The sequence below is a fragment of the Mesorhizobium sp. M1163 genome (assembly GCF_040318415.1).
Lineage (GTDB): Bacteria > Pseudomonadota > Alphaproteobacteria > Rhizobiales > Rhizobiaceae > Mesorhizobium.
Genome location: NZ_JAMYMF010000014.1, coordinates 30792 through 53993, shown reverse-complemented (window position 1 = coordinate 53993; position 23202 = coordinate 30792). Strand labels below are relative to the sequence as shown.

General features: G+C 62.1%; 26 protein-coding genes and 1 tRNA gene. 16 read left to right on the top strand and 11 right to left on the bottom strand.

The genetic code is table 11. The features are described from left to right. Positions 1 to 3 precede the first annotated feature (3 nt). Both NKH43_RS15285 and NKH43_RS15280 read left to right on the top strand, forming a co-directional pair. Positions 4 to 807, top strand: coding sequence for an alpha/beta fold hydrolase (locus NKH43_RS15285; RefSeq protein ID WP_352482044.1), 804 nt, complete (start codon positions 4 to 6; stop codon positions 805 to 807). Between the two features lie 133 nt (positions 808 to 940). Next, complete coding sequence (locus NKH43_RS15280; protein ID WP_352482042.1) at positions 941 to 1558, top strand: hypothetical protein; 618 nt, start codon at positions 941 to 943, stop codon at positions 1556 to 1558. 76 nt (positions 1559 to 1634) lie between these two features. Here the strand turns inward: NKH43_RS15280 and NKH43_RS15275 are convergent, their stop codons facing one another. Then, on the bottom strand, positions 1635 to 2579 hold the full coding sequence (locus NKH43_RS15275) for a metallophosphoesterase family protein (protein WP_023719261.1): 945 nt from the start codon (positions 2577 to 2579) through the stop codon (positions 1635 to 1637). 53 nt (positions 2580 to 2632) lie between these two features. On the opposite strand from NKH43_RS15275, the gene NKH43_RS15270 reads away from it, so the two are divergent. Both NKH43_RS15270 and NKH43_RS15265 read left to right on the top strand, forming a co-directional pair. Beyond that, positions 2633 to 3130, top strand: a complete 498-nt coding sequence (locus NKH43_RS15270; RefSeq protein WP_023719262.1) for an NUDIX domain-containing protein — start codon at positions 2633 to 2635, stop codon at positions 3128 to 3130. 93 nt (positions 3131 to 3223) lie between these two features. Continuing rightward, positions 3224 to 3697, top strand: coding sequence for an ABZJ_00895 family protein (locus NKH43_RS15265; RefSeq protein WP_280940419.1), 474 nt, complete (start codon positions 3224 to 3226; stop codon positions 3695 to 3697). 10 nt (positions 3698 to 3707) lie between these two features. Here NKH43_RS15265 and NKH43_RS15260 read toward each other — a convergent pair whose 3' ends face one another. Further along, entirely contained in the window at positions 3708 to 4697 is a 990-nt protein-coding gene (locus NKH43_RS15260; protein WP_352858869.1) for a glutathione S-transferase family protein, read from the bottom strand. 272 nt (positions 4698 to 4969) lie between these two features. On the opposite strand from NKH43_RS15260, the gene NKH43_RS15255 reads away from it, so the two are divergent. The 4 genes from NKH43_RS15255 (at position 4970) to NKH43_RS15240 (ending at position 7621) form a co-directional block, all read left to right on the top strand. Continuing rightward, complete coding sequence (locus NKH43_RS15255) at positions 4970 to 5506, top strand: GNAT family N-acetyltransferase (RefSeq protein WP_352482039.1); 537 nt, start codon at positions 4970 to 4972, stop codon at positions 5504 to 5506. Between the two features lie 63 nt (positions 5507 to 5569). Beyond that, positions 5570 to 6331: a 3-hydroxyacyl-CoA dehydrogenase gene (locus tag NKH43_RS15250; RefSeq protein WP_352858867.1), complete on the top strand. Its 762-nt coding sequence runs from the start codon at positions 5570 to 5572 to the stop codon at positions 6329 to 6331. Continuing rightward, positions 6303 to 7109, top strand: a complete 807-nt coding sequence (locus NKH43_RS15245) for a HugZ family pyridoxamine 5'-phosphate oxidase (RefSeq protein WP_198030492.1) — start codon at positions 6303 to 6305, stop codon at positions 7107 to 7109. The genes NKH43_RS15250 and NKH43_RS15245 overlap by 29 nt, the downstream gene beginning before the upstream one ends. 173 nt (positions 7110 to 7282) lie before the next feature. Beyond that, positions 7283 to 7621 carry an ArsR/SmtB family transcription factor gene (locus NKH43_RS15240; RefSeq protein ID WP_023719268.1) on the top strand — a complete coding sequence of 113 codons (339 nt, stop codon included), beginning with the start codon at positions 7283 to 7285 and terminating at the stop codon, positions 7619 to 7621. Positions 7622 to 7701: 80 nt separating this feature from the next. Here the strand turns inward: NKH43_RS15240 and NKH43_RS15235 are convergent, their stop codons facing one another. Continuing rightward, positions 7702 to 8706 carry a L,D-transpeptidase family protein gene (locus NKH43_RS15235; protein ID WP_352787793.1) on the bottom strand — a complete coding sequence of 335 codons (1005 nt, stop codon included), beginning with the start codon at positions 8704 to 8706 and terminating at the stop codon, positions 7702 to 7704. Positions 8707 to 9005: 299 nt separating this feature from the next. On the opposite strand from NKH43_RS15235, the gene NKH43_RS15230 reads away from it, so the two are divergent. Continuing rightward, positions 9006 to 9803: a TrmH family RNA methyltransferase gene (locus NKH43_RS15230; RefSeq protein ID WP_352787795.1), complete on the top strand. Its 798-nt coding sequence runs from the start codon at positions 9006 to 9008 to the stop codon at positions 9801 to 9803. A 137-nt stretch (positions 9804 to 9940) separates the two neighbouring features. Here NKH43_RS15230 and NKH43_RS15225 read toward each other — a convergent pair whose 3' ends face one another. Further along, positions 9941 to 11104, bottom strand: coding sequence for a coiled-coil domain-containing protein (locus NKH43_RS15225; RefSeq protein ID WP_352858864.1), 1164 nt, complete (start codon positions 11102 to 11104; stop codon positions 9941 to 9943). A gap of 168 nt (positions 11105 to 11272) precedes the next feature. After that, positions 11273 to 11809, bottom strand: coding sequence for a DUF1134 domain-containing protein (locus tag NKH43_RS15220; protein ID WP_245278600.1), 537 nt, complete (start codon positions 11807 to 11809; stop codon positions 11273 to 11275). A 385-nt stretch (positions 11810 to 12194) separates the two neighbouring features. Between NKH43_RS15220 and chpT the strand changes: the two genes are divergently transcribed. Together chpT and NKH43_RS15210 are read left to right on the top strand one after the other, a co-directional pair. Then, positions 12195 to 12824, top strand: coding sequence for a histidine phosphotransferase ChpT (gene chpT / locus NKH43_RS15215; RefSeq protein WP_352858862.1), 630 nt, complete (start codon positions 12195 to 12197; stop codon positions 12822 to 12824). 238 nt (positions 12825 to 13062) lie between these two features. Next, positions 13063 to 13431, top strand: coding sequence for a response regulator (locus tag NKH43_RS15210; protein ID WP_023719274.1), 369 nt, complete (start codon positions 13063 to 13065; stop codon positions 13429 to 13431). 94 nt (positions 13432 to 13525) lie between these two features. Here NKH43_RS15210 and ctrA read toward each other — a convergent pair whose 3' ends face one another. Continuing rightward, positions 13526 to 14221: a response regulator transcription factor CtrA gene (ctrA, locus tag NKH43_RS15205; RefSeq protein WP_006203583.1), complete on the bottom strand. Its 696-nt coding sequence runs from the start codon at positions 14219 to 14221 to the stop codon at positions 13526 to 13528. Positions 14222 to 14671: 450 nt separating this feature from the next. Here ctrA and NKH43_RS15200 point away from each other — a divergent pair, with 450 nt between their 5' ends. Further along, positions 14672 to 15049, top strand: coding sequence for a flagellar export protein FliJ (locus tag NKH43_RS15200; protein WP_023719275.1), 378 nt, complete (start codon positions 14672 to 14674; stop codon positions 15047 to 15049). A gap of 79 nt (positions 15050 to 15128) precedes the next feature. Here the strand turns inward: NKH43_RS15200 and NKH43_RS15195 are convergent, their stop codons facing one another. Beyond that, positions 15129 to 15506, bottom strand: coding sequence for a winged helix-turn-helix transcriptional regulator (locus tag NKH43_RS15195; protein WP_352858861.1), 378 nt, complete (start codon positions 15504 to 15506; stop codon positions 15129 to 15131). A gap of 94 nt (positions 15507 to 15600) precedes the next feature. On the opposite strand from NKH43_RS15195, the gene NKH43_RS15190 reads away from it, so the two are divergent. Continuing rightward, positions 15601 to 16527, top strand: coding sequence for an NADP-dependent oxidoreductase (locus NKH43_RS15190; protein WP_023719277.1), 927 nt, complete (start codon positions 15601 to 15603; stop codon positions 16525 to 16527). Between the two features lie 57 nt (positions 16528 to 16584). Here the strand turns inward: NKH43_RS15190 and sciP are convergent, their stop codons facing one another. Beyond that, positions 16585 to 16860, bottom strand: coding sequence for a CtrA inhibitor SciP (gene sciP / locus NKH43_RS15185; protein WP_023679563.1), 276 nt, complete (start codon positions 16858 to 16860; stop codon positions 16585 to 16587). Between the two features lie 260 nt (positions 16861 to 17120). Here sciP and mnmA point away from each other — a divergent pair, with 260 nt between their 5' ends. Continuing rightward, positions 17121 to 18311, top strand: a complete 1191-nt coding sequence (gene mnmA, locus NKH43_RS15180; RefSeq protein WP_352858860.1) for a tRNA 2-thiouridine(34) synthase MnmA — start codon at positions 17121 to 17123, stop codon at positions 18309 to 18311. A gap of 14 nt (positions 18312 to 18325) precedes the next feature. On the opposite strand, the gene NKH43_RS15175 is transcribed toward mnmA, so the two are convergent. Continuing rightward, positions 18326 to 19285 carry a Gfo/Idh/MocA family protein gene (locus tag NKH43_RS15175; protein WP_352466761.1) on the bottom strand — a complete coding sequence of 320 codons (960 nt, stop codon included), beginning with the start codon at positions 19283 to 19285 and terminating at the stop codon, positions 18326 to 18328. Positions 19286 to 19521: 236 nt separating this feature from the next. On the opposite strand from NKH43_RS15175, the gene NKH43_RS15170 reads away from it, so the two are divergent. After that, a tRNA-Met gene (locus tag NKH43_RS15170) sits at positions 19522 to 19598 on the top strand. On the opposite strand, the gene NKH43_RS15165 is transcribed toward NKH43_RS15170, so the two are convergent. After that, positions 19555 to 21060, bottom strand: a complete 1506-nt coding sequence (locus NKH43_RS15165; protein ID WP_352858931.1) for a recombinase family protein — start codon at positions 21058 to 21060, stop codon at positions 19555 to 19557. The genes NKH43_RS15170 and NKH43_RS15165 overlap by 44 nt on opposite strands. A gap of 475 nt (positions 21061 to 21535) precedes the next feature. Here NKH43_RS15165 and NKH43_RS15160 point away from each other — a divergent pair, with 475 nt between their 5' ends. Next, positions 21536 to 22051 carry a hypothetical protein gene (locus tag NKH43_RS15160; RefSeq protein WP_023719281.1) on the top strand — a complete coding sequence of 172 codons (516 nt, stop codon included), beginning with the start codon at positions 21536 to 21538 and terminating at the stop codon, positions 22049 to 22051. A gap of 667 nt (positions 22052 to 22718) precedes the next feature. Here the strand turns inward: NKH43_RS15160 and NKH43_RS15155 are convergent. Next, the gene (locus NKH43_RS15155; RefSeq protein WP_023719283.1) at positions 22719 to 22883 is read right to left on the bottom strand and encodes a hypothetical protein; all 165 of its coding nucleotides are present in this window, start codon (positions 22881 to 22883) and stop codon (positions 22719 to 22721) included. Positions 22884 to 23202 lie beyond the last annotated feature (319 nt).

The following is a 23202-nucleotide window of genomic DNA, read 5'->3' as shown; positions in this document are numbered from 1 at the left end:
TGCATGACCCGATCCCTTTACGCTGCCGAACGGGGCACCGGCCCGACGACGATTGTCTTCCTGCATGGCTTCGGTGGCTGCCACGACGACTGGCGCGATGTGGTCGCGTCCCTGGCGCCCGGCGCGCGGACCTTGGCCTATGATCTGCCGGCTCACGGGCTGTCGCTCGATTTTCCGGACGGCGGTCCGGCCAGGATCGCAGCCAGTGCCGTCCTTGCGGACCTTTCCGCACGCGGGATAAAGCGGGCCCATCTCGTCGGCCATTCGATGGGCGGCGCCGTGGCCGCCCTGATGGCATTGAGCGAGCCCGAAAGAATGGCCTCGCTGACGCTGTTGGCACCGGGCGGTCTTGGTCCTGAGATCAATGGCCCGCTGCTGCGCCGCTACGCCGCCGCTGCCGGCACCGACGAAATCCGCGCCTGCCTTGCCGCCATGTCGGGACCGCAAAGCCACCCCCCGCAGCACCGGGTCGATCTCCTCAACGAGATGCGCCAGCGTCCCGGCCAGTTGGGGACACTTGTCGAGCTCGCAGCTGCAATGACCAGGGATGATCGGCAAGGTGTCATCCCGAGCGAGCGGCTTGAAACGCTGAACATGCCGGTGATGGTGGTTTGGGGGACGGACGACGCGGTGCTGCCTGTCAGCCAAGCGGACGGCCTGCCGAAGCGTTTTCATCTGCACCACGTGCTGGAAGCCGGCCATATGCTGGTCGAGGAAGCGCCCGGCCTGATCGCCGAGGCCATCCGTCGCAATATGCGACGCCGCAGCAGGCGGCTTCGTCCGGGATTCGCCGCTGCGGCGAGCTGATCGGTCTTCGCACAGGCACGGCGGCGGCGCTGGTGCTGCTCCAGCGAACCCTTGCCCACCCATCGATCTCGCAAGTGCATTTTGCCGGCGGCTGTGTTAATTCGGTGTTAACCAAACCCGCGAGGCAACGCCGATGAAGGATGCAGGCGAGAACATCACCCAGATCGATCAGTCGCGAAAACTGTCCGATGCCATTCGCGACGTCAAGAACGCCTTCGCCGACCGCGACGACGTCGTCATCGACATGCGCGAAGCGCATCGCATGCGGCTCGATTTGCTTGCCGCCGAACTCGCCCCGGTGTTCGGCGACGTACCCACCGACATGGACAGTTTCGACTTCGCCGTCTCGTCCGGCCTGCAGCCAAGGCTGTGGATCGACGCCGTCAGCCATGTCGCCATGGGACGCGACCGCCGCACCTACCGCTTTCTCAAGGACACGCGCATCGGCCGCGTCGTGCTCGCCGAGTCGACCGAGATGAAGGTCGTTGCCGATCAGGTGACGCGCTATGTCGCCGAGCGCGTCGTCGAACGCCAAAGGATGATGGAAGGCGGCATCGAGCAGGCCGTCGCCGGCCTGAAACGCGCCCTAGTGGTGGAAGCCGAGCCGCCGCTGCATGTCCCTGCGCGCAGCAACGGCTGGTCGGCCTTCTTCTCGGGCCTGGGCCTGATCGCCGCCGGCGCCCTGGTCGGCCTGGCGATTTCGCTCGTGCTGTTCTGGGACCGTATTGTCGCAATGAAAATCAGCTTCTAGAGCCGTTCAGCGTTTCACGGAAACGCTGAACCGCTCTATCTCTTTGTTTTGACGCAATTCCGGACGGAAAACCGTTTCACACTTTTCCTGGAATTGCTCCAGCCATCGACGCCTCGGCTTCGACGCCAAGCTCCATTGTCTGCAGGTCGCTGGGCGGCAATGCCGGCCCGGTCAGGCCGCGGCGCGTCAGCCTGATCCGCCAATTGTCCTTTTCACCGTCGATGTCGAGCAGATTATATTGCGCCGGTGCATGCGAACTGCCGGGGGCCTGCCCGGCGGCGGCGACCCCGACCACCGGGATTTTGGCCTTGCGGGCGCCGATGAAGAAGAGCGACGGCACATGCGAATGGCCGTGCAGCACAAGCTCGGCGCCGTGCCGGTGAAGAACCTTGTGGAAGCGCGAGATGCCAAACAGCCGCTTGTTCTGCGAAACGGCGCCGCGCACCGGCGGGTGGTGGATCATGATCACCCGGAACAGGCCGCGCTTGCCTGTGGCGTCGAGCATGTCGCGCAGCCTTTCCGCCTGGCCTTCCAGAAAGAAGCCGTTGGCCATGAACGGAGCCGTGGCGCGCGCCGTGGAGACGCCGATCAGCGCAGCATCGCCGCGCACGCGCAGATAGGGAAAGGTGTTGCGGTCGACCGGCGTATTGACGCCGTCGCCGGTCATCCATGCTGCCCAGGACCGGCAGGTCTTGTCGAAGGCGCCCGGCACATAGGCATCATGATTTCCTGGCACGACCGACACGTCATTCGGCGAGCCCAGCGTCTCCAGCCAGTGCTTGGCCATCTCGATCTCTCCGTCGAGCGCCAGATTGACCAGGTCACCGGTGATGGCGAGATGGTCCGGCCCGCTGGCCTTCATGTCGGCGACGATCGTGTCGATGACGGCGTCGTGCATGTGGCGGCGGCGGTTACGCTGCCAATTGACGTAACCGACCACGCGCTTGGAGGCGAGATCGCGATAGGTTACATCGGGAAGCGGCCCCAGATGGACATCGGAAATATGCGCGAGCCTGAACATCTTTTCTTCATAGGCGAGGCGCGCGCGGCTTTCCACTCACGGTTTCGCGGACGATGACGCCGGATCCGGAGCAAGCCCTGCGCCAGACCGGCTGGCCAGGCTTCAGGGCAAGGCTGTTTCACCTGTACTTCGTACTGCGGCGGCCGATGACGCTCGGCGTGCGCGGCTTGATCCACGACCGCCCCTCCAATTCCATCTTCCTCATCCGCCACACCTATGTCCCTGGCTGGCACCTGCCCGGCGGTGGCGTCGAGTTGGGCGAGACGATGATCGAAGCGCTGACGCGCGAAGTCTTCGAGGAAGGCAACATCGCGCTGACCGGACCGCCGGTGCTGAAGTCCCTGCATTTCAACCGCCGCGCCAGCCGCCGCGATCATGTCGGTCTCTATCTGGTCGAGGAGTTCGATCAGCCAGCACCCAAGCTGCCCGACCGCGAGATCGCCGAAGCCGGCTTCTTTCCGCTCGACCGCTTGCCGGAAGGCACGACACCGGCGACGCTGCGGCGGATTGCCGAAGTTTTTGAGGGGAATTCGGCATCGCCTTACTGGTAGATCATCTCTCCAACAGCTTTGGCTGCTTCGGTTTAGGCCGGCAACATCCATTGTTCTCCGAGAGGAATATATATATTAGGCGATAAGAGAAAAATGAAACATAGCCAAAACGACAGGCTTAGAATCGTACTATATATCTCACTTTACACGGTAATTACTGTGACAACAATTCTTGCTACAGCCTTAATTTCGACAATGGTCCTTGGGATAGATCCATCCAGGTTGGAAAAAAGTGGAAGAGGCATCCAGTTCGCAATACAACTTTTTGCGGCATTCGTGACATATTTCGTTTTTATAAAGCGACATGCTCGGCTTTTTACTCGCACTGAATTCTGGAAAATGGTCGGCTTCTCAAGCCTGATAGAAATGGGTTTGGGAATGGCCGTGCTTCTGCTGTCGGGATCGTTTCGCGCAATCCCGCTCCAGATGTCGGTCCAGATCGTCATGATCGGCGGCATCGTGGCGTTCCTGGCAACGTCGCTCGGCTACTCCAATCGATTTGGAAATACCACATTGAAAGCTGATCTCGTCAGAAGGGCAAAGATGGACTCAGAAACCTTCCGCTAGGGCGCCGGTCTCACGCCGCCTTCCTGAACCTGTTGCGGTCGTGCAGCGCGCCATAGTCGAGCTCAGGCCCGACCGGCACGATGCGCGTCGGGTTGATGGTCTCGTGGCTGCCGTAATAGTGCGACTTGATGTGGTGCAAATTCACCGTGCCGGCGACGCCCGGCACCTGGTAGAGGTCGCGCAGATAATTCGACAGGTTCGGATAGTCGGCGATGCGGCGCAGAGTGCACTTGAAATGGCCGACATAGACCGGGTCGAAGCGGACCAGTGTCGTGAACAGCCGCCAATCCGCCTCGGTGATGCGGCCGCCGACGAGATAGCGCTGCCTTGACAGACGGTCCTCCAGCATGTCGAGCGTGGAGAACAATTCGCCGAACGCCTCCTCGTAGGCTGGCTGCGTGGTGGCGAAGCCGGCACGATAAACGCCGTTGTTGACCGCGGGATAGACCAGCGCATTGACCGCATCGATCTCGCCGCGCAGCGGTTGCGGATAGAAATCGAGCTTGGCATCGCCCCATTCGTCGAAGGCCGAATTGAGCATGCGGATAATCTCGGAGGATTCGTTGGAAACGATGGTCTGCTCGCGTTTGTCCCACAGCACGGGAACGGTGACCCGGCCCGAATAGCCGGGATCGGCCCTGGTGTAGATCTGGTGCAGGAAATCGAGGCCGTAGAGCGTGTCGCCGGTCGCGCCGTCCTCGGCCAGGAACGTCCAGCCGTCGGCGCCCATGAAATGATGGACGACCGAGACGGAAATCACGTCCTCGAGTTTTTTGAGCACGCGAAAGATCAGCGTCCGATGCGCCCACGGGCAGGCGAGCGAGACATAGAGGTGATAGCGGCCGGGCTCGGCCTTGAAGCCACGTTTTCGCCCTTCGGCCGGGAAGCCGTGGCGGGTCACCCAGTCGCGCCACTGCGACTGCGCCCGCACGAATTTGCCGCCGCTCTCCCCGGTATCGTACCAGCGGTCCTGCCATTGGCCTTCGACTAGCAATCCCATGAAATGTCCTTTCGCGTTCCTGCCTGATGTAGGGCATGAAATGGACCTGCCGAAATCGCCAGCGCTGAACAGATCGTCAACAGCTGCGTCGTCGAGCGCAACCGGCCGATTGCGGCGGCTGAAAATTGGTGCTAGCGGACAATCCGCATGTTCGACTTTGCCCTGATCCGGTTCGACCGACGACGAAAGAGCGCCCGCGCTTGATGAAGCGCTGACTGGCGAACGCTGCCGCTTGCAGCAAACCTTTCCTCGCATACCGGAACGCAAAGACCATGAGCCTTGCCGACGTGAAATACCTGCCGGAAACTCCGGCGCATGATCCTGAAATCGAAGCCATCAATGACGAAGCCTTCGGGCCGGGCCGTTTCGTGCTTGCTGCCTACAGGATCCGCCAAGGTGGCCCGCATGAACGGGCTTTGTCCTTCGTGGCCGTCGACGGCGCAACCGTCGTCGCCTCGGTACGGATGACACGCATCGCCGCGGGCGCCGGCCGCGCGCTGATGCTAGGGCCGCTCGCCGTGCAGCCGGCCTTCAAGAACCTCGGCATCGGCCGCCGGCTGGTGGCAATCGCGCTCGAAGCCGCTGCCAAAGCCGGCGCGCCGGCCGTGATGCTGGTCGGCGACGAACCCTATTACGGTCCGCTCGGTTTCAAGAGGCTGCCGCGTGGGCAGATCTCGATGCCGCGTCCGGTCGACCTCGACCGGCTTTTGGCGCACGAGATCGTGCCGGGCGCAGTGGCAAGGCTGGTGGGCGAGGTTTGCCACGCCGACCAGGCGAGGATTGGCGAGCACATCGCGGCGATGGCGTGACCATGCCGGCGCTGTCGCACGGTGGCTTGGCAGAATAGTCTGGGCTCGGAGGAGGACGTCGAGATGAACCCGAACGGCCAGATTGCGATCGTCACCGGTGGCGGCTCCCGCCTTGGCGAGGCGACGGCGCGCGCTCTTGCCGCCGGCGGCGCCAGGGTTGCCGTCCTCGATCTCGGCATCGAGCGGGCGGCCAAGGTGGCGGCCGACATCGGCGGCATTGCCGTCCGATGCGATGTGAGCGACGCGGAAAGCGGTGCCGCTGCTGTCGCGGAAGTGGCTGAGACGCTCGGCGAGCCGCGCATCCTGGTCAATTGCGCCGGCATCGTTATCGGCATGAAGACGATCGGCAAGGACGGACCACATCCGCTCGACCAATACCGCAAGGTGATCGAGGTCAATCTGATCGGCACCTTCAACATGATCCGCCTGGTTGCCGACCGGACCGCGAAGCTCGAGCCGCTGCAGGGCGGCGAGCGCGGCGTCATCGTCAACACCGCATCGGTCGCCGCCTATGACGGCCAGATCGGCCAGGCGGCCTATTCGGCATCCAAAAGCGGCGTCGTCGGCATGACGCTGCCGGTGGCGCGCGATCTCGCCCGCTCCGGCATTCGCGTCTGCACCATCGCGCCCGGCATCTTCAGGACGCCGATGATGGCCGGCATGCCGCAGGAGGTGCAGGATTCGCTCGGTGCGGCAGTGCCCTTCCCTTCCCGTTTGGGCGAGCCTTCGGAATATGCCGCACTTGCCTTGCACATCATCGAGAACCAGATGCTCAACGGCGAGACCATTCGCCTCGATGGCGCCATCCGCATGGCGCCGAAGTAAACGCGACGGTGGTGCTTTGGACGAACCCAGGAAAGACGTGATCCGCGCGACCGACGCCGAGGCGATCAGGCTGGCAAAGACGCTGATCCGCAGCGCCCGTTTCGGCGCGCTGGCAGTGCTCGAGCCAGGAACCGGTTCGCCGCTGGCCAGCAGGGTCGGTGTCGCCACCGACATCGACGGCACGCCATTGATCCTGGTGTCGATGCTGTCCGCCCATACCGGCGCTATCCTTGCCGACCCGCGCTGCTCGCTGCTCGTCGGCGAACCCGGCAAGGGCGATCCGCTGGCGCATCCGCGATTGACGCTCGTCTGCCGCGCCGTACGGCTCGAACGCGGATCGAACGAACACGCCCGCGCCGAGCGGCGCTACCTCAACCGCAATCCCAAGGCGAAGCTCTATGCCGGGCTCGGCGACTTCTCGATCTTCCGGCTCGAACCGGAGCGCGCCAGCCTGAACGGCGGCTTCGGCAAGGCCTATCTGCTCGAACGCGCCGATCTGGTCGCGACGGGAGCAATCGTTGAAGAGCTTGCCGCCGGCGAGCAATCGGCACTCGACCACATGAACGCCGACCATCTCGATGCGATTGCCCTCTACGCAAGTCATTTCGGCGGGGCCGAGCGCGACGGCTGGATCGTCACCGGCTTCGACGCCGACGGGATGGATCTCGTATCCGGCGACAATGTCTGCCGGGTCTTTTTTCCCAATCCGCTGCAGGCGGCACGCGACCTCAGGCCTGTCCTGGTCGACATGGCAAAGGCTGCCCGATCGGCAAATTGATCACAGCCGCACAGTTAATCGGCTTGCATGGAAAGCAAGCCTTGAGATTTGAGCGAAATGTTCTACCTTTGCGAGTGACGCTGAATCGCTGGCGTGCATCTATAGGGAAAGTCTATGGAATCCGACGCTATTGCCCCCATAGCGGCGGATGAGCAGGAAGGCATGGGGGATCTATGGTCTCGAACAAGCTAGTCGCCAACGCCGGAGCCGCGGCCGCGTTTCTGACGCTGATGGGCAACGAAAAACGTTTGTTGATCATGAGCTATCTGGCCGAGGGCGAAATGTCGGTCGGCGCCATAGCCGAGAAAGTGTCGCTCAGCCAATCCGCTTTGTCGCAGCATCTGGCCAAGCTCAGGGCTTCCGACCTTGTCGAGACCCGTCGCGACCGGCAAATGATCTATTATTCCTGCAAATCCGGCGCGGTACGCGAACTGCTGCACATGCTGGACGGCATTTTCGGCGAAGGTGAACTGTCGCAGATGGCTCACCGGCTGCGTCGCGCCGGGACCTGATTGGCCGGGGCGGCCGGAGCGGAGGATGCCCCGCCAAGTCCGTTTGGCCGGCAAGTCCGCTTTGCTGCCAAGTCCGCCTGCTACTCAGCGCGCTCGTCGGCGGCCTGCGCAATCTCGTCCTTGAACTCGACCTTCGTGCCCGGCTGCACCATGGAAGCAAGGTCTTCGGCATCCCAATTGGTCAACCGGATGCAGCCATGGGAAAAGGTCGTGCCGATCTTGCCCGGTTCGGGCGTACCGTGGATGCCGTAGCTTTCGATGGAGAGATCGATCCAGACCAATCCCACGGGATTGTTCGGCCCGGCAGCGATGGTGAAGGGCCGCTTGGTCTTGACCCCCTTGAAAGCGAAGTCCGGATCGTAGTGATAGGTAGGGTTGTGCACCACGCGCTTGACCTCTGCCGTGCCGCTTGGCGCCGGTTTCTCATCGCTCCCAATCGAGGCGGGGTAGACCGCCAGCCATTTGCCGGCACGGTCGAGCACACGCACCAGGCGAGCGCCCTTGTCGATCTCGACGGCGGCAACCCCGGCGGCAGGGTCGCCCCTGCCGACATCAGGCACCACCAACGTCCTGCCTGGTTTCCTGAGACTGGTGCCAGGACTAAGCATTCTCAACAATTGTTCGCTGATATGGAAGCGCTCGGCCAACTTCTCCACCGCATTGCGGTAACCGAGCCGCCGCAAGCGGGCCATCCTCTCCAAGCGGGCCGGAATACGCTTGGTGAAAGGTCCGCGCACGTCCTTGCGCATCACCTCATAGGTCACCAGCACCGGCCTGGCGGAGGTTGCGATGAGTTTGCTCCAGGTCTGTGGATCGAGCTTGCCGTCGGGCGGAAGTCCGTTTGCCGCCTGAAACGCGGCGACGGCCTTGGCGAAGTTCTGGGAAAGACGACCGTCGATCAGGCCCGGCGAGAAGCGGGCGCGATCCAGAAGGATCTGCGCCTTCAGCAGCATCGGATCGACACCCTTCGGTTCGCCGATAGTGAATTGGGCCTGATTGACGGTGGCTGGATCGAGCTTGGCTGCGCGAGCCACGCCGCATGCGAGGGCAAGCGTGGCGGCGAAGACGAGGAGGAGCCTGATCATCGATGTCCTCCCAGGACTGCAGCAGGAGCCCGCTTCTATGACGCGGCATGGCCCTGTGTGGTTCCTTCGCCCGATCGAAATTCTGAATTGAAGCGGCTTGGCCGAAGGGCCGTGCCGCGGAATCAAGTATTTCTCGTCGCCAGGGGGCCTCGGCCCGGCGTCCAGTGATTGGGCTTGACCGTTCGAACGGCGTGCATCCATTTGGACGCTGAGATACGGTCCGAGCTTCGGATCCGGCATCATGCCTTCCGAAACCGAATCCCGATTCGCGGCCGATGCCATGGTCGGCCGAGGAAGCCATGAATCCGATCCGCATAGACGACCCGCAGGATCCCCGCGTCGCCGCCTATCTCGACATCCGGGAGCGAGATCTTGCCGGCCGGCAAGGCCGTTTCGTCGCCGAAGGCAAGGTGGTGCTCGACACGCTGCTCGCCGCCCGGCGCTTCGAGGCAGAATCGGTGCTGGTACTCGAAAACCGGCTGGCCGGCCTCGATGACGTCCTCCGCAAGGCGCCTGCCGGGCTCCCGATCTATGTCGCATCCAGCGAAATCATGGACAGGATCGCCGGATTCCACATGCATCGCGGCATATTGGCGATCGGCCGCAAAGGTGCGGCCATCTCCGCTGAGGCCTTGCTCGGCGCGCTGCCCGCCCGCGCGCTGATCGTTGTGCTGGTCGGCATCGCCAATCATGACAATATGGGCTCGATCTTCCGCAATGCCGCCGCCTTTGGCGCGGATGCCGTGCTTCTCGATCCGACCTGCTGCGATCCGCTGTACCGCAAGGCAATCCGCGTCTCGGTGGGCGCCGCCTTGAAAGTCCCCTTCGCCTCCTTTGCCGACGCCGCCGGCTGCATCGCCATACTCGACCAGCAAGGCTTCAGCCAATTCGCGTTGTCGCCGCGCGGGCAAATCGACATTCGCGATGCCAAGAGAAACGAGCGGTTGGCTCTCTATCTCGGCACCGAGGGCGAAGGCCTGCCGGAAAGCCTGCTTGCTCGCCTGCAGACGCTGCGGATCGGTATGGCGCAGGATTTCGACAGCCTGAATGTCGCAGCGGCGTCAGCCATCGCACTTCATCATTTTTCCGGGGCCTGATGCATGGCGCGCAAAAGTGTGCAGCGGTTTTGCGGTAACGACATGCATCAAAACAAGAACATAAAGCGCGTCGCATGAGGCCGGTCGAACACGACGCGCTTTAGAGCCGGGCGTCTCGCTCTTGCGCTTGCGGCGTCTCAGTTGGTCGATGCGGCCTTCTGCAGCGCCCGCACGCGATCGGCAAGGCTACGTCCGCCGCTCTCCGGCCGCGCATCCTCAGGCGCTGCAAGCGCCTGGGCGATCGGCGAATCCGGGCCGTCGAGCTTGGCCGTCAAGGCGACGACTTGCGCTGCCAGATCGTTCATCTCTTCGCGCAATGCCGCGCTGGCGCTGCCGGTATCGTCTCCGGCGTGTGATTTCGATGTTTCGACGGCAGCAAGATCTGTCTTCAGCCTCCTGTTCTCGCGTGCCAGCGATGTCAGCCTGGCCTCCAGCCGCTCGCGGTCGGCATCGAGCTTGGCGCTTGCCTTTTCGATGTCGCCGTTGGCGGTCGCATTGACCTGGCTTCCTGGCATGCCGGCAAGGGCCGCCGCAGGCGGGCTTTCAGCGCCTTTCGCCCTTTCGCGAAGGCGCACCAGTGCCTTTTCGCGGCGCTCCAGCCTGTCCTCGCGATCGGCCAGCGTGGCGAGCAGGCGTTCGACCTTCTTTTCCAAGTCGCCGGTTCTTTTCTTCTCGGCCTTCAGCGCGTCCCGCAAAACCTTGCTTTCGGCTGTCAATTCCTGGCTGCGCCTGTCCGCCTCCTTGCGCTGGCCGCGCAGCAGCGAAATGTCGCTTGCCAGCTTCTGCAGCTCGGATTCGCGCGCCACCAGCTCGATCTGCCGGCTGCTGGACGAAAAACTGGCGTCGTCATACATGTGCTCCAGTTTTCGCAGTTCGAGCCCGCGCTTTTCGAGCGCGCGCTCGGTCTCCGCAAGCCTCTCCGACAGCTGCTGCAGCTGCTCATCGCGCTTGCGAAGCTCCTCGCTCCTGGTTGTGAGGTCGGCGACGACCCGGTTCTTGTCCTGCCGCTCGGCCGCCAATTCCTTCAGGGCTTCGCGGTCGCGGCCGATCTCGACCAGCTGTTCGGCGGCTTTCTCGCGCAATGACTTGATGGTCATTTCGAGCCGGCGCGCCGAAACGGCGAACTCGGCGCGGACGCGATCCTTGTCCGCCTGGATCTCGGCCAGCGTCAGCGGCATCGAACCCTCGACGCGCCTGCGCGTCAGCGCCACCGCCCGCCGCCAGACGGCCGGGGCAATCATCAGCGCCAGAAAGCCCGCGCAGAGAAAGCCGAGGACAAAGAACAGGATCGACTGGACCAAGATGACTATCCGTTATGCATGGCCGGCCGTTATGGGCGGCAGGCAATGGTCAAAGTTCGACTTTGCCATCTTCGCATGACGGAAATCCGGCGCCGCGGCAAGGGTCTGCCGCGGCAAAGCTCAGACCGTGGGATCACAGGGCCAACCGCAGTGGCGCCATCGTGCAGGTCAGAACGGATTCCAGGTCGCGCGTTGGGTGAGCTTGAGGTAGCCGAGATTGACACCAAGACGGGCGCCGACGCCGGTACGGATCGGCACGAGCAGCACATTGTTGTTCTTCAGCACGTTGAAACCGACGCCGGCGATGACATAGGCAGAGCCGGCGACGCCGCCAAAGCGGTTATAGAGGCTGCTCACATCGTCGAGATTGTAGACCAGCATCATCACGCGCGAGCCCTCGCCGCCGAAATCCCAGCCGAGCGACGGGCCTTGCCAGAACACTTTGTGATCGCCGGCATTCTTGGTGTAGAGCGTGCCTTCGCCATAGGTCAGGCCACCGATCAGCGCCCCGGACCCCTCTTCGCCGAGCAGATAGCCGTTCGGCAGGCCATAGGTGGCGAAAATCTTCTCGACGACCGTGGCGAGCCCGCCCGATGTCGCGCCGAAGAATTTATGACCGGAATCAACGATCTCCTGGGCGGTGTACTCCTGCGCCCGCGCGGCCGATGTCGAAAAGGCGACAAGGCCGATGAGCGCGATCGTCATTGAGATGACACGGAAAAAAGTCCGGTCGTAGAATCGGGAAACCATGCTTCCAATCTCCGTCAGGGAGCACTTTCGCCGACGCCTCGCACCCGTACGGCTCTTTGGCGGCCGTTAAGGATGACTGTTAGGGGCAAACTATGCCGTAATCCTTTTTCAACCATTAAACTCTCACATGAACATGGCGGTTCGAAGGCTGTTTTCGCATGCCCGCGCAGCACCCAGGCTGCGTGAACACACCATTTTCGACAATGATAATTTTGGATTTGTTGCTGCACGCACAAGCGCTGTGTATTCACAATGCTTGGGAGAGAGCGTGATTCGTGTGGACAGGCGTGATCATGATCGCCCGGTCATTTTGTTGTGAAATTTGCAGGGATTTTTGCCGATGGCCGAGCTTTTCACCCTTTCCGCACCCGACCTGGCAGCGCTGCTGTGCAGCCGGGTCTGCCACGACATCATTTCGCCGGTCGGCGCCATAAACAACGGGCTTGAGCTGCTCGACGAAGGCGGCGCCGACGAAGACGCCATGAAGCTGATCCGCCAAAGCGCCAAAAACGCCTCCGCCCGCCTGCAATTCGCCCGCATCGCCTTCGGCGCCGCCGGTTCCGCTGGCATGCTGATCGACACCGGGGACGCAGAGGCTGTCGCCATCGCCTTCCTGAAGAACGAGAAGCCGGAACTGGTCTGGAACGGAACCCGCGCGCTGTTGCCCAAGAACAAGGTCAAGCTGCTGCTCAACCTCATCCTCGTCGCCAACGCCGCCATTCCGCGCGGCGGCAGGCTGGTGGTCACCCTGGAGAACCTCGAGACCGAGCCGCGCTTTGCGCTCGCGGCGAGCGGCCCGATGCTGCGCGTGCCGCCCAAATTCCTGGAATTGCATTCCGGCCACAGACCGGAAGAGCCGATCGACGCGCATTCGGTGCAACCCTATTACACGCTGCTTTTGGCCCGCGAAGCCAACATGACGATATGGATCCATGCGACGGCTGACGAGATCGTCCTTTCTGCAGCCTGAAGTTCTGCTAAGAGCGGGGAAAGTATTTTCTCCAGGTCATATTTGCGGCGTCGTCTTAACATCTGTGAGATCGGCTTGCAGATTGATCGCGTGAAGCATTGCGAAAGAAGATTTCGCTTACAACACCTTCAGGAAAATTTTACCTAACGGCTTTTCGGCTTCTTTACCAGATCGGCCTATGTTCCCCGGCAGATGCCACGACGCTGCCGGTTCGCCGCATGGCAAAGAGGGTCCGGGAATGAAACGCTGCATGTTCGTCGACAATTCGAGCGTCATCAGGAAGGTTGCAAAGCGTATCCTGGGCGGCTCCGGCATGATGGTGATCGAAGCCGCCAGCGGCCATGAGGCGATCGAGATGTGCACTGCCGACATGCCGGACATCATCGTCGTCGACGGCGCCTTGCCGGACATGCAGGCGCAGGACCTCATCCGCCGCGTGCGCTCCATGGAAAGCCCGGTATTGCCGCAAGTTCTGATTTCGCTGGTCGAGGTCGACGTCGGGGCGATCATGCGGGCAAAACGCGCCGGGGCCCAGGGTTACCTGCTGAAGCCGTTCAACCGGCCGCAATTGCTCGAGTGCTTCCGCGCCTTGAAGATTGCCGCCTGATCAGGGCCCGTTCCATTCCGATGAAATCGGGATGAGGCTCTATCTTATTGTTTTATTGCGTTCTTTTTCGAAAACCGGCATTCACTTTTCGGGATCAGGCGCTGACGCGGATATCTTCCGGCTCACGCAGCACATAGCCGCGGCCCCAGACGGTCTCGATGTAATTCTGCCCGCCCGATGCGGCGTCGAGCTTCTTGCGCAGCTTGCAGATGAAGACGTCGATGATCTTCAGCTCCGGCTCGTCCATGCCGCCATAGAGATGGTTGAGGAACATTTCCTTGGTCAGCGTGGTGCCCTTGCGCAGCGAGAGCAGCTCCAGCATCTGATATTCCTTGCCGGTCAGATGCACGCGCTGGCCACCGACTTCAACGGTCTTGGCATCGAGATTGACCACCAGGTCGCCGGTGGTGATGACCGACTGGGCATGGCCCTTGGAACGCCGCACGATGGCATGGATGCGGGCGACCAGTTCGTCCTTGTGGAAGGGCTTGGTCATGTAATCGTCGGCGCCGAAGCCGAGGCCGCGCACCTTGTCCTCGATACCGGCCATGCCGGAGAGGATGAGGATCGGCGTCTTCACCTTGGACAGGCGAAGTGTCCTCAAAACTTCATAACCCGACATGTCCGGGAGATTGAGGTCGAGGAGAATGATGTCGTAATCGTAAAGCTTGCCTAGATCGACACCCTCTTCACCAAGGTCGGTCGTATAGACATTGAAACTTTCCGATTTCAGCATCAGCTCGATGCTTTGTGCGGTTGCACTGTCGTCTTCTATCAGCAGAACGCGCATTTCATTCCCCTTTTCTGCTGCCGGACCATTTCACGACCCGTCCAGGACCGGAGCAGTGATTGCCTGAGCAGAGGCTGCCATCGAATGGTTAATAAAACCTAATTCCCCGTCCATGACGGTATCAGATTTTTTAACCCCTTTCTACACCTTGTTGAATCCAATAATGAATCACAGACCCAAACCGTTAATGCAGCACATTAATAAGCCAGACTAAGTGACTCTTCGGACTCGTTGGCCGGGTTTCGCGACGAGTAGCAGAATTTTTACCCGCCCTTAAGTCCTGAGCCGTATGATTAACAATGCCCGTAAACGAATGGTTACCGCCGGCAAAAAACTTTAGGAGTTTGTTTCCCATAGTTCCGGGAAAGCCGGTGGAAACGGGTGAAGCCTGGGCCTTGCCGGGTGAATTGGACGATATGTGCAGGTGTGCGTTTCCGGGAGTACCGAATCATGAAGTCACGTGAAAACCTCGTTCGGCTGAAGCAATTTCAGGTGAGCGAGAAGCGGCGGCAGCTGCTGCAGCTCGACATGATGATCGCCGAGTTCGAGCGCATGGCCGTCGAGCTGGAACTTCAGATCGCGGCCGAAGAGAAGAAGGCCGGCATCACCGACATCAATCATTTTGCCTATCCGACCTTCGCCAAGGCGGCACGCCTGCGCCGCGACAACCTCAGAAATTCGCAAAGCGACCTCGCCCAGCAGCGAAATGTCGCCGAATCATTGCTGAGCGAAGCCGAAGCGGAGCTTTCCAAGGCCGAGATGCTCGAATCGCGCGACACCAAGGCGCGCGACACGGAAGCCGGCGGCCGCAGCGCCATGATCGGCTGAAAACAAGGCTTTAACGCGCGTCGCGCTTGAGCGCTATTGCTGTGCACCGAACGGTGCCGGCCTCAGGCATCCAGATCTCTTACTGTTCCGCCGCCCGCGCGCGGGCGTTCTTGATGTCGGGCACATGCTGCTCCGACCAGGCTCTGATCTGATTGAGCAGTCCTGCCAGGTTCTGGCCAAGTTCGGTCAGCTCGTATTCGACCCGCGGGGGAATGACCGGGAACACCTCGCGCCGCACCAGGCCGTCGCGTTCCAGGATACGCAGCGTCTGCGTCAGCATTTTCGGCGTGATGCCTTCGAGCTTGCGCGCCAGTTCGCCGTTGCGGAGCCGGCCCCGGCGCAACGCACAAATCACCAGGTGGACCCATTTGCTGGCGAGCGTCTCGAGCACCGCGTGCGAGGGGCACGTCCGTCGGAACGCGTCATAACCGGAAGGGAAAAAATCTTCGCTATCCATGGGGTGTGTATATATCAAAAAGGTACATACTAGACAAGAGAATATTACTATCCAAATGATAGTGGCATATCAAACCAGCAGGAGAGAGCCTCCCATGCGTGCCATTATCCAGAATTCCTTCGGCGCACCCAACGTCCTCGTCATTGCCGATCGTCCCGCGCCATCACCCGAGGCCGGCGAAGTGCTGGTCCGCATCGAGGCGGCCGGCATCAATCCGGTCGACGGCGCAGTGCGCGGCGGCCACTATCCGCTGCTTGGCGAGCCGCCCTTCATCCTTGGTTGGGACGTTTCGGGAACTGTCGAGGCGCTGGGCTCCGGCCTGTCCGGCCTTAAGGTCGGCGATGCCGTCTTTGGCATGTCGCGCTTTCCCAAACAGGCGGCAGCTTACGCCGAACTCGCCACTGTCCCGGCTGATGAGCTTGCGCCGAAACCTGAAGGCATAGACCACGCCCAAGCCGCCGCGCTGCCGCTGGCCGGCCTGACGGCCTGGCAAGGCCTTGTCCGCCATGGCCGGCTCAATCCTGGCCAGCGCGTGCTGATCCACGCCGGAGCCGGCGGCGTCGGCCATCTGGCGGTGCAGATCGCCAAGGCGCGCGGTGCTTACGTCGTCGCGACCGCCAGCCCGGAAAAGCTCGATTTCGTCCGCTCGCTCGGCGCCGACGAGGTGATCGACTACACAGAGGATGATTTCACCGGAAAGGCTCGCGACATCGATCTCGTTCTGGAGCCGTTCGGCGGCGAGCATGCGGAGCAATCGCTAAAAGTGCTCAAGGCCGGCGGTGTTCTGGTGTCGCTGCTCGATGTCAGCGATGCCACCAAGGCAAAGGCCAGGACGCAAGGCATCCGCGTCGAGCGCATGTCCGTGGTGCCCGACCGTGCCGCTCTGGTGGAACTCGGCAAATTGATCGACGCGAAAAAGCTGGCCGTCCACGTGGCAAAGGCGTTTCCGCTCGAACAGGCCGGTGCCGCCCATGCCTTTCTCGCCACCAGGCCGATCGGCAAGGTGGTGCTGACGGTCTGAAATCCCAGATCGTCGCTCCGGCAAACTTTAAGGGCGCGGATCAGCGCCCTTATCGGACTAATGCCGGTATTGCTGGATGCGCGTGGTGCGCAGCCCGGCAAGGCCGTATTCGTCGATCGACGCCTGCCAGGACAGGAATTCCTCGGTGGTGAGCTTGTAGCGCTGGCACGCCTCTTCCAGGCTCAAAAGCCCGCCACGCACCGCCGCCACCACTTCCGCCTTGCGCCGGATAACCCAGCGACGTGTGTTCGTCGGCGGCAGATCGGCGATGGTAAGTGGGCTGCCGTCAGGCCCGATAACGTATTTGACTCGCGGTCTAATTAGATCGGTCATCGTACTCTCTACAAAAAACTCAAAGACCCAATCCCCACCACATTACCGCCACAGCTTTAAAATTTGGCTAAGCAGACCCTAATGGATAGGTAAGGATCATGAACGCCGCGTTAGTCTTTTCATCGGCATTTGAGATATCTGCCGGCACGCGCATTGAACCCGGCTGGAAAAATGAGCCGGCCTGCAAAGCTGGCGCGGCCGGGACGCTTGACCTATATTCCGGCCATTGGCATTGAAGCGCCGCGCAGAACGAAAGAACCATGAACAGCCTCGATCTTCCCGGACGCCCCGAAAACACCCGTGTCGTCGTCGCCATGTCGGGCGGTGTCGATTCGTCGGTTGTTGCCGGTCTCTTAAAGCACGAGGGCTACGACGTCGTCGGCGTCACGCTGCAGCTTTACGACCACGGCGCGGCAACGCACCGGGCCGGCTCATGCTGCGCCGGCCAGGACATCGACGATGCCCGCCGCGTCTCCGAGACGCTCGCCATCCCGCATTACGTGCTCGATTACGAGGAGCGCTTCCGCAAGGCGGTGATCGACCCGTTCGCCGAGAGCTATGTCGCGGGCGAGACGCCGATCCCTTGCGTCTCCTGCAATCAGACGGTGAAATTCGCCGATCTTCTGGCGACCGCCAAGGAACTCGGCGCCGATGCGCTGGCCACCGGCCACTATATCCGTTCCGGCGCCAATGGCGCCCACCGCGCGCTTTACCGGCCGGTCGACGCCGACCGCGACCAGAGCTACTTCCTGTTCGCCACCACCCAGGCGCAGATCGACTATCTGCGTTTTCCGCTCGGCCGCCTGTCGAAGCCTGAGGTTCGCGCCATCGCCGAGGAGATGGGACTGACGGTCGCCGCCAAGCAGGACAGCCAGGACATCTGTTTCGTGCCGCAGGGCAAATATTCCGACATCATCGCCAAGCTGAAGCCGGCTGCCGCCAATCCGGGCGACATCGTCCATATAGACGGGCGCGTGCTCGGCCGCCACGAAGGCATTTTGCGCTACACCATCGGTCAGCGCCGCGGCATCGGCATCGCCTCCGGCGAGCCGCTCTACGTCGTCCATCTCGACGCCGACCGGGCCCGCGTCGTGGTCGGCCCGCGCGAGGCGCTGGAAACCCACAAGATCTTCTTGCGCAACATGAACTGGCTGGGCGATGGCCCGCTAACCGATATCCCGGCGGCCGGGCTTGAGCTTTTCGCCAAGGTGCGCTCGACGCGACCGCCGCGCCCGGCGGTGCTGCATCACCGCGCGGGCGTCACTTCGGTGGAGCTGGTCGACGGCGAGTCCGGCATCGCGCCCGGTCAGGCTTGCGTGCTCTATTCCGACGACGGCAACGAGGCGCGCGTGTTCGGCGGCGGCTTCATCGAGCGCTCCGAGCGCGGCGCCGAAGCCGAGGCGATGCTGAGGCGGCTTGCCGTCCAGCCGGCGCGGGTTCCCGCCGAATAGACGGCGCTTTTCGCTTAGGGCCTGGTGTGGGCGACGGTGCCGGCGGTCAGGATGCGCAGCACTCGGATGGCTTCCTCGCCGCTGGTGCGCGGTTCGGCCCGCGTCTCGATGCAGTGGATGAAATGCTCCAGCTCGCGCGTCAGCGGCATGCCCTCGCCGACCGCCACATAGGACGGCTCGTTGGCGGTGAACGCCCATTGGCCGCTGTCCTGCCACACCGCGTGGCGGTAGACGGCAAGCTTGCGCTCCCACGGCTCGACATCGTCGAACACCGCCATCGCCTTGGTGCCGACCACGGTCAGCCGCCGTTCGCGGTAAGGGTTGAGCCGCGAGGCGAACAGATGGCCGCGCAGGCCGTTGGGAAAGCGCATGTGCAGATGCGCAAAGTCGCTGAGATTGTCGAGAAGGGCAGCGCCTTCGCCGCGCACCTCGACCGGCTCGGTGCCGGTGATGGCGAGGATCATCGACAGATCGTGCGGCGCCAGATCCCACAACGCATCGTTTTCGGTGTGGAACTTGCCGAGGCCGAGCCGATGCGAATGGATGTAGCGGACCTCGCCGAGCTCGCCATTGTCGATCAGCGCCTTCAGCGTCTCGAATGCGGGATGGAAGCGCAGCACATGGCCGACCATGAAGACACGGCCATTGTCGGCGGCCGCCTGGACCGAGCGCTCGGCATCGGCCACCGTCAGCGCGATCGGCTTCTCCACCAGCACGTCCTTGCCGCCGAGCACGGCGCGCACCGCCATGTCGGCATGGAACTGCGGCGGCAGCGCCATGACGATGGCGTCGACATCGTCGCGGGCAAACAGCGCCTCCGGCTCGATCGCCAGGCAATCCTGCTCGCTGGCAAAACCTTCCGCACGCGCAGGGTTGACGTCCGAAACCGCGTGCAGCGCGCCGAGCGCCTTGAGGGTGCGGATGTGGTTGCTGCCCCAGTATCCGCAACCGAGGACTGCAATGCGCGGTTTCATCAATTTCTGACCATGGCTTTCGTGGGCGAGACATAGCGACGTGCCTCGCCGAACTCAACCCCGGCCTGTGCGCCCAAATGTCTGCCTGGCAAAGCTTTAGGCGCCAGCAATATGCCGGCGCGGCAGCCACTTCGATGCTTGACAGGCTTGGCCTCGCAACCTTATATCCGCGCGACCTTGGCGAACGCGCCGATATGCCTGCCGATTTAAGCTGGATTTCGGGCCTTCGCCGCCCTGGCGGGGTAGCTCAGTTGGTTAGAGCACGGGAATCATAATCCTGGGGTCGGGGGTTCAAGTCCCTCTCCCGCTACCATCGCTCCCCCCCGAACGGAGACGCGGTGGCTCAGGCCCTGGTCGACCATGTTGGACAGATATCCATCGATCAGGATCGACGGCTGCTCACCCGCCTTTGGCGGGTAGACCGTCACTGTGGTCACGACGTCGCGGACGATCTTCTTGGCCTCTTCAGAGACGAAACCGTTGTCGCCGATCGCCGCGGCGAGCGCTTCGAGATCTCTGATATAGCGGGTGACCAGCGCCGGCTTCAGCGTAACGACCTTGGGCGGCTGCGGCGTCACCGCGAGCTCGCCCTCGAGGCGCTGGCGCTCAGCGCGCAGCTCGGGCAGGCGCTGCTCGGCCTCGGCTTCGGAGATCATACCTTTGACGTAGGCGTTCAGCACCCGGTCATATTCGCGCTTGGCAGCGTCAAGCCGTTGCGCTGCCTTTTCGCGCGAGGCGCCCTGCCCCGAATAGAGCTTTTGATGCTCATCATTGTAGGCGGCGACATAGTGGTCGATCAGGGCCTTGTCGTTCAGCCTGGCGCGCAAACCGTCCAGCACCGTCGCCTCGATATGATCGACGGCATAGGGCCGCGTGTTGGTGCACGAGCGCGATTCCTTGGCGCGCGTGCAGACGATGCGGGTCAGCCGTCCCATCTTGTCCTTCACCGACATGCCCGAGCCGCAGGCGCCACAGCGAAGCAGACCTGAAAGCAGCCGCGTGTTCTTGCGCTGCGGCGTCTCGCAACGATTGCGCGGCTTGCGGTTGTTGATCGCGGCGAACAGCTCGGCCGGCACGATGCGCAGATGCTCGGCGGCATGCTCCTGCCACTCGGACTTCGGATTGACGCGCGACTGGCGCCGGCCGCTATCCGGATCCTTGACCATGTGGACACGGTTCCAGACGATGCGGCCGTCATAGATGGCATTCTGCAGAATGCCGTAGCCTCGCTTTGGGTTGCCGTTGATAGTCCCACCCGACCAGTAGCGACCGCGCGGCGGGGCAATGTTGTCATCGTTCAACCCGCCGGCGATGTCGCGCGGCGTTCGGCCGGCCGCATACTCCTCGAAGATGCGCAGCACGATCGCCGCTTCTTCCGGCAAGATCGACAGTTCGCCAAGCTTTCCCGGCACCGGCGCATAGCCATAGGCCTTGCCGCCGGCGCTGCGGCCGTCGCGCACCACGCCGGCCGTGCCGCGCCGCACCTTCTGCGCAAGATCCTGTAGATATAGCGCGCCGACCAGGCCGCGGATGCCGATCTGCACGATGTCTGCCCGGCCGTCATGCACGGCGCGGATTTCGATGCCGAGATGGGTGAGCCGCTTGTAGATGCCGGCGAGGTCTTCCTGGTCGCGCGACAGGCGGTCAAGCGCCTCGACGATGGGGACGTCGAACAGGCCGTCGCGCGCGGCGTCCATCATCGACAGCACGCCGTCGCGGCCCATGATCGAGGCGCCGGAGCGGGCGCGGTCGTGAAAGACGGTGGCGACGGTCAGCTGCTGCTTGGCGGCATAGTCCGAGCAGAGCGCTACCTGGTCTCAATCGACCTGTCGGTCTGCAGGTCGCTTGAATAGCGGGCATAGAGTGCCGCTCGTTTCATGGGTGTTCTCCTGGCGGCGCTCATAAGCGTCGCGCGCCGCCTGACGCGCAAGGGCCTCGACGAGGCGCGCCAGCGCCGCGGGCAGCGAGGAACCGCCGCCACAAGAGACGAGGAACCGCCGCCACAAGAGACGAGGCGGCCTTCGAGGTCGAGCGCGAGTTCACGTGCTTCATCGCCGAGACTGATAAGTACCGGTGCTGATGCCGCGACGGTTTTACAATCCCGCCGTAACCCGTTGATATCATACAAGCGACTTTCCGCCTGTTTTACAGGCAAGTCCTTGGAATCGGGTCGAAAGGGCTAGCTTCCCAAGCTGAACGCCTATCTGCCCTCAGTTTGAATTGGAAACTCGATTCTGCTATGAACCGGCAATGACCAAGACCTACTGGAAGACCATTGCAAAGCGCGCCTGGCGGGAAAGTCTCGCATCGGTCAGATGGAACAATTGGGAGCGCATTCTAGTTACTCTGGCTCCGCTTTTCGCTGTGTTTTTTGCCACTTGGTATTTCCTTGGCGATATGTCCGGAGCGCTAGTAAAGCTTGTGGCGGCCGTAGGTATGACAACGGTGCTGGCGGCGATTTTCTTTGTGTCGAAACTTCTTACTGTGCCCGCGAAACTGCAGGCCGAAGTTGAAGAGAGATTGAGCGCGACGACGAAGGCCGTTGATAAAGATGCTGCTCAAAAGGACCTAATCGCCAATCGCGTTGAAATCGTCCGGCAATTTGCCGGACTGTACGTCCTAAGCCACGACGGCATAACTTCTCGTATGATGGCAGGACTAGAGCTTCCTCCTGCCAAGTGGCTAAACACAGAATTGGCTAATGCAGGCCACAACTGGCGAGTTCGCAACATCTCCGGCTCCAATTTTGAGATGGTCGAAGATTGATTGCCGCTAACACTGGCCTCGGTCTTTGATAGACCATGGCCTGGGGGTTCTGGTTTCAACTTTTGTCCATTTTCGTGCGAATTCGGCCTGACGAACAATCGAAACTGTCGTTGATCAGAATGGCCTTTTCACTGGCCTGTCACGCCGGCATTCTAACCGCCCCGCTCTGACACAGCTTAGTGCGGGCTAAACGGACAACCTATCAATGAGGCGAACAATCACTTCGTCGTCTACTTTCTTCTTCCGGGCTCCTAACGGTAATGATTCAAAATGTGTCGCCGCCCGTCTGCGGCCCGCCGTTTCGCCCGAAATCAGGGAACGATATCGGCCCCCATGTATTAGAAACCAATGGACACTATGGAACCCCACGGCCACGGGATGGCGGCCGATATTTTGACGTCAGAAGTTGCCAACGCCAGGCAGCGCATTCATCGGACCGAGCTCGCGCTTCAACGCACTGAAGAAATGCTGGCCGAGAATCTCGCGATGTGCAGAAGAATACAGGCCGCGCAACGGCGCGTGGTAGAGGCGAGATCGCGGCTGACGAAGATCGATCCCTGCAGCGCTGACAGAGTTCGCACGGGTCACGCAGCGGTCCCTCCGGGCTGACTGCCACGACAGGACTGCCTGATCATCTCGACTTGGACCGCAGACCAGAACGCGCTTTCTAGTTGCCTGACTTTTCTGCCGAGCGATAGGCGTTGACGAGCCGCTCGACACGTTCCCGCGTCACGGTCTTCCACTGGTCGGAAGGTTTGTCTTTGCCTTTTGCGGGCAGGTCTGCCGACTGAACCAGGTCCGGAGATTGAGCAGGTCGACTGAGCAGCATCATCGGACGATCTCGTCCCGGCCTTCCGGCCAGCCCTTTGCGAGCGTAAGGTCGGACATCGGAACGAAAGTCGGCTCCGCGAATTCTACTGCGAGATAATTGGAATCGTCGCCCATGAGGCTCGCGACCCTCCACCTTGAAACTGCGAGATACGGCGACGTATTTCGCGCAGCAAGGCTCGCGCAGCTGAGGCGGGAAATGGTGAGGCATATCCAGCGCACAGACGCCTCGGCTCAAAAAGTCGAGCAAGCGCTGGCTAGGTTGGCCGAAGCAAACGCACCCATGGACCGGCTCGCGCGGCATCAGTAGGGCCACGCTCATG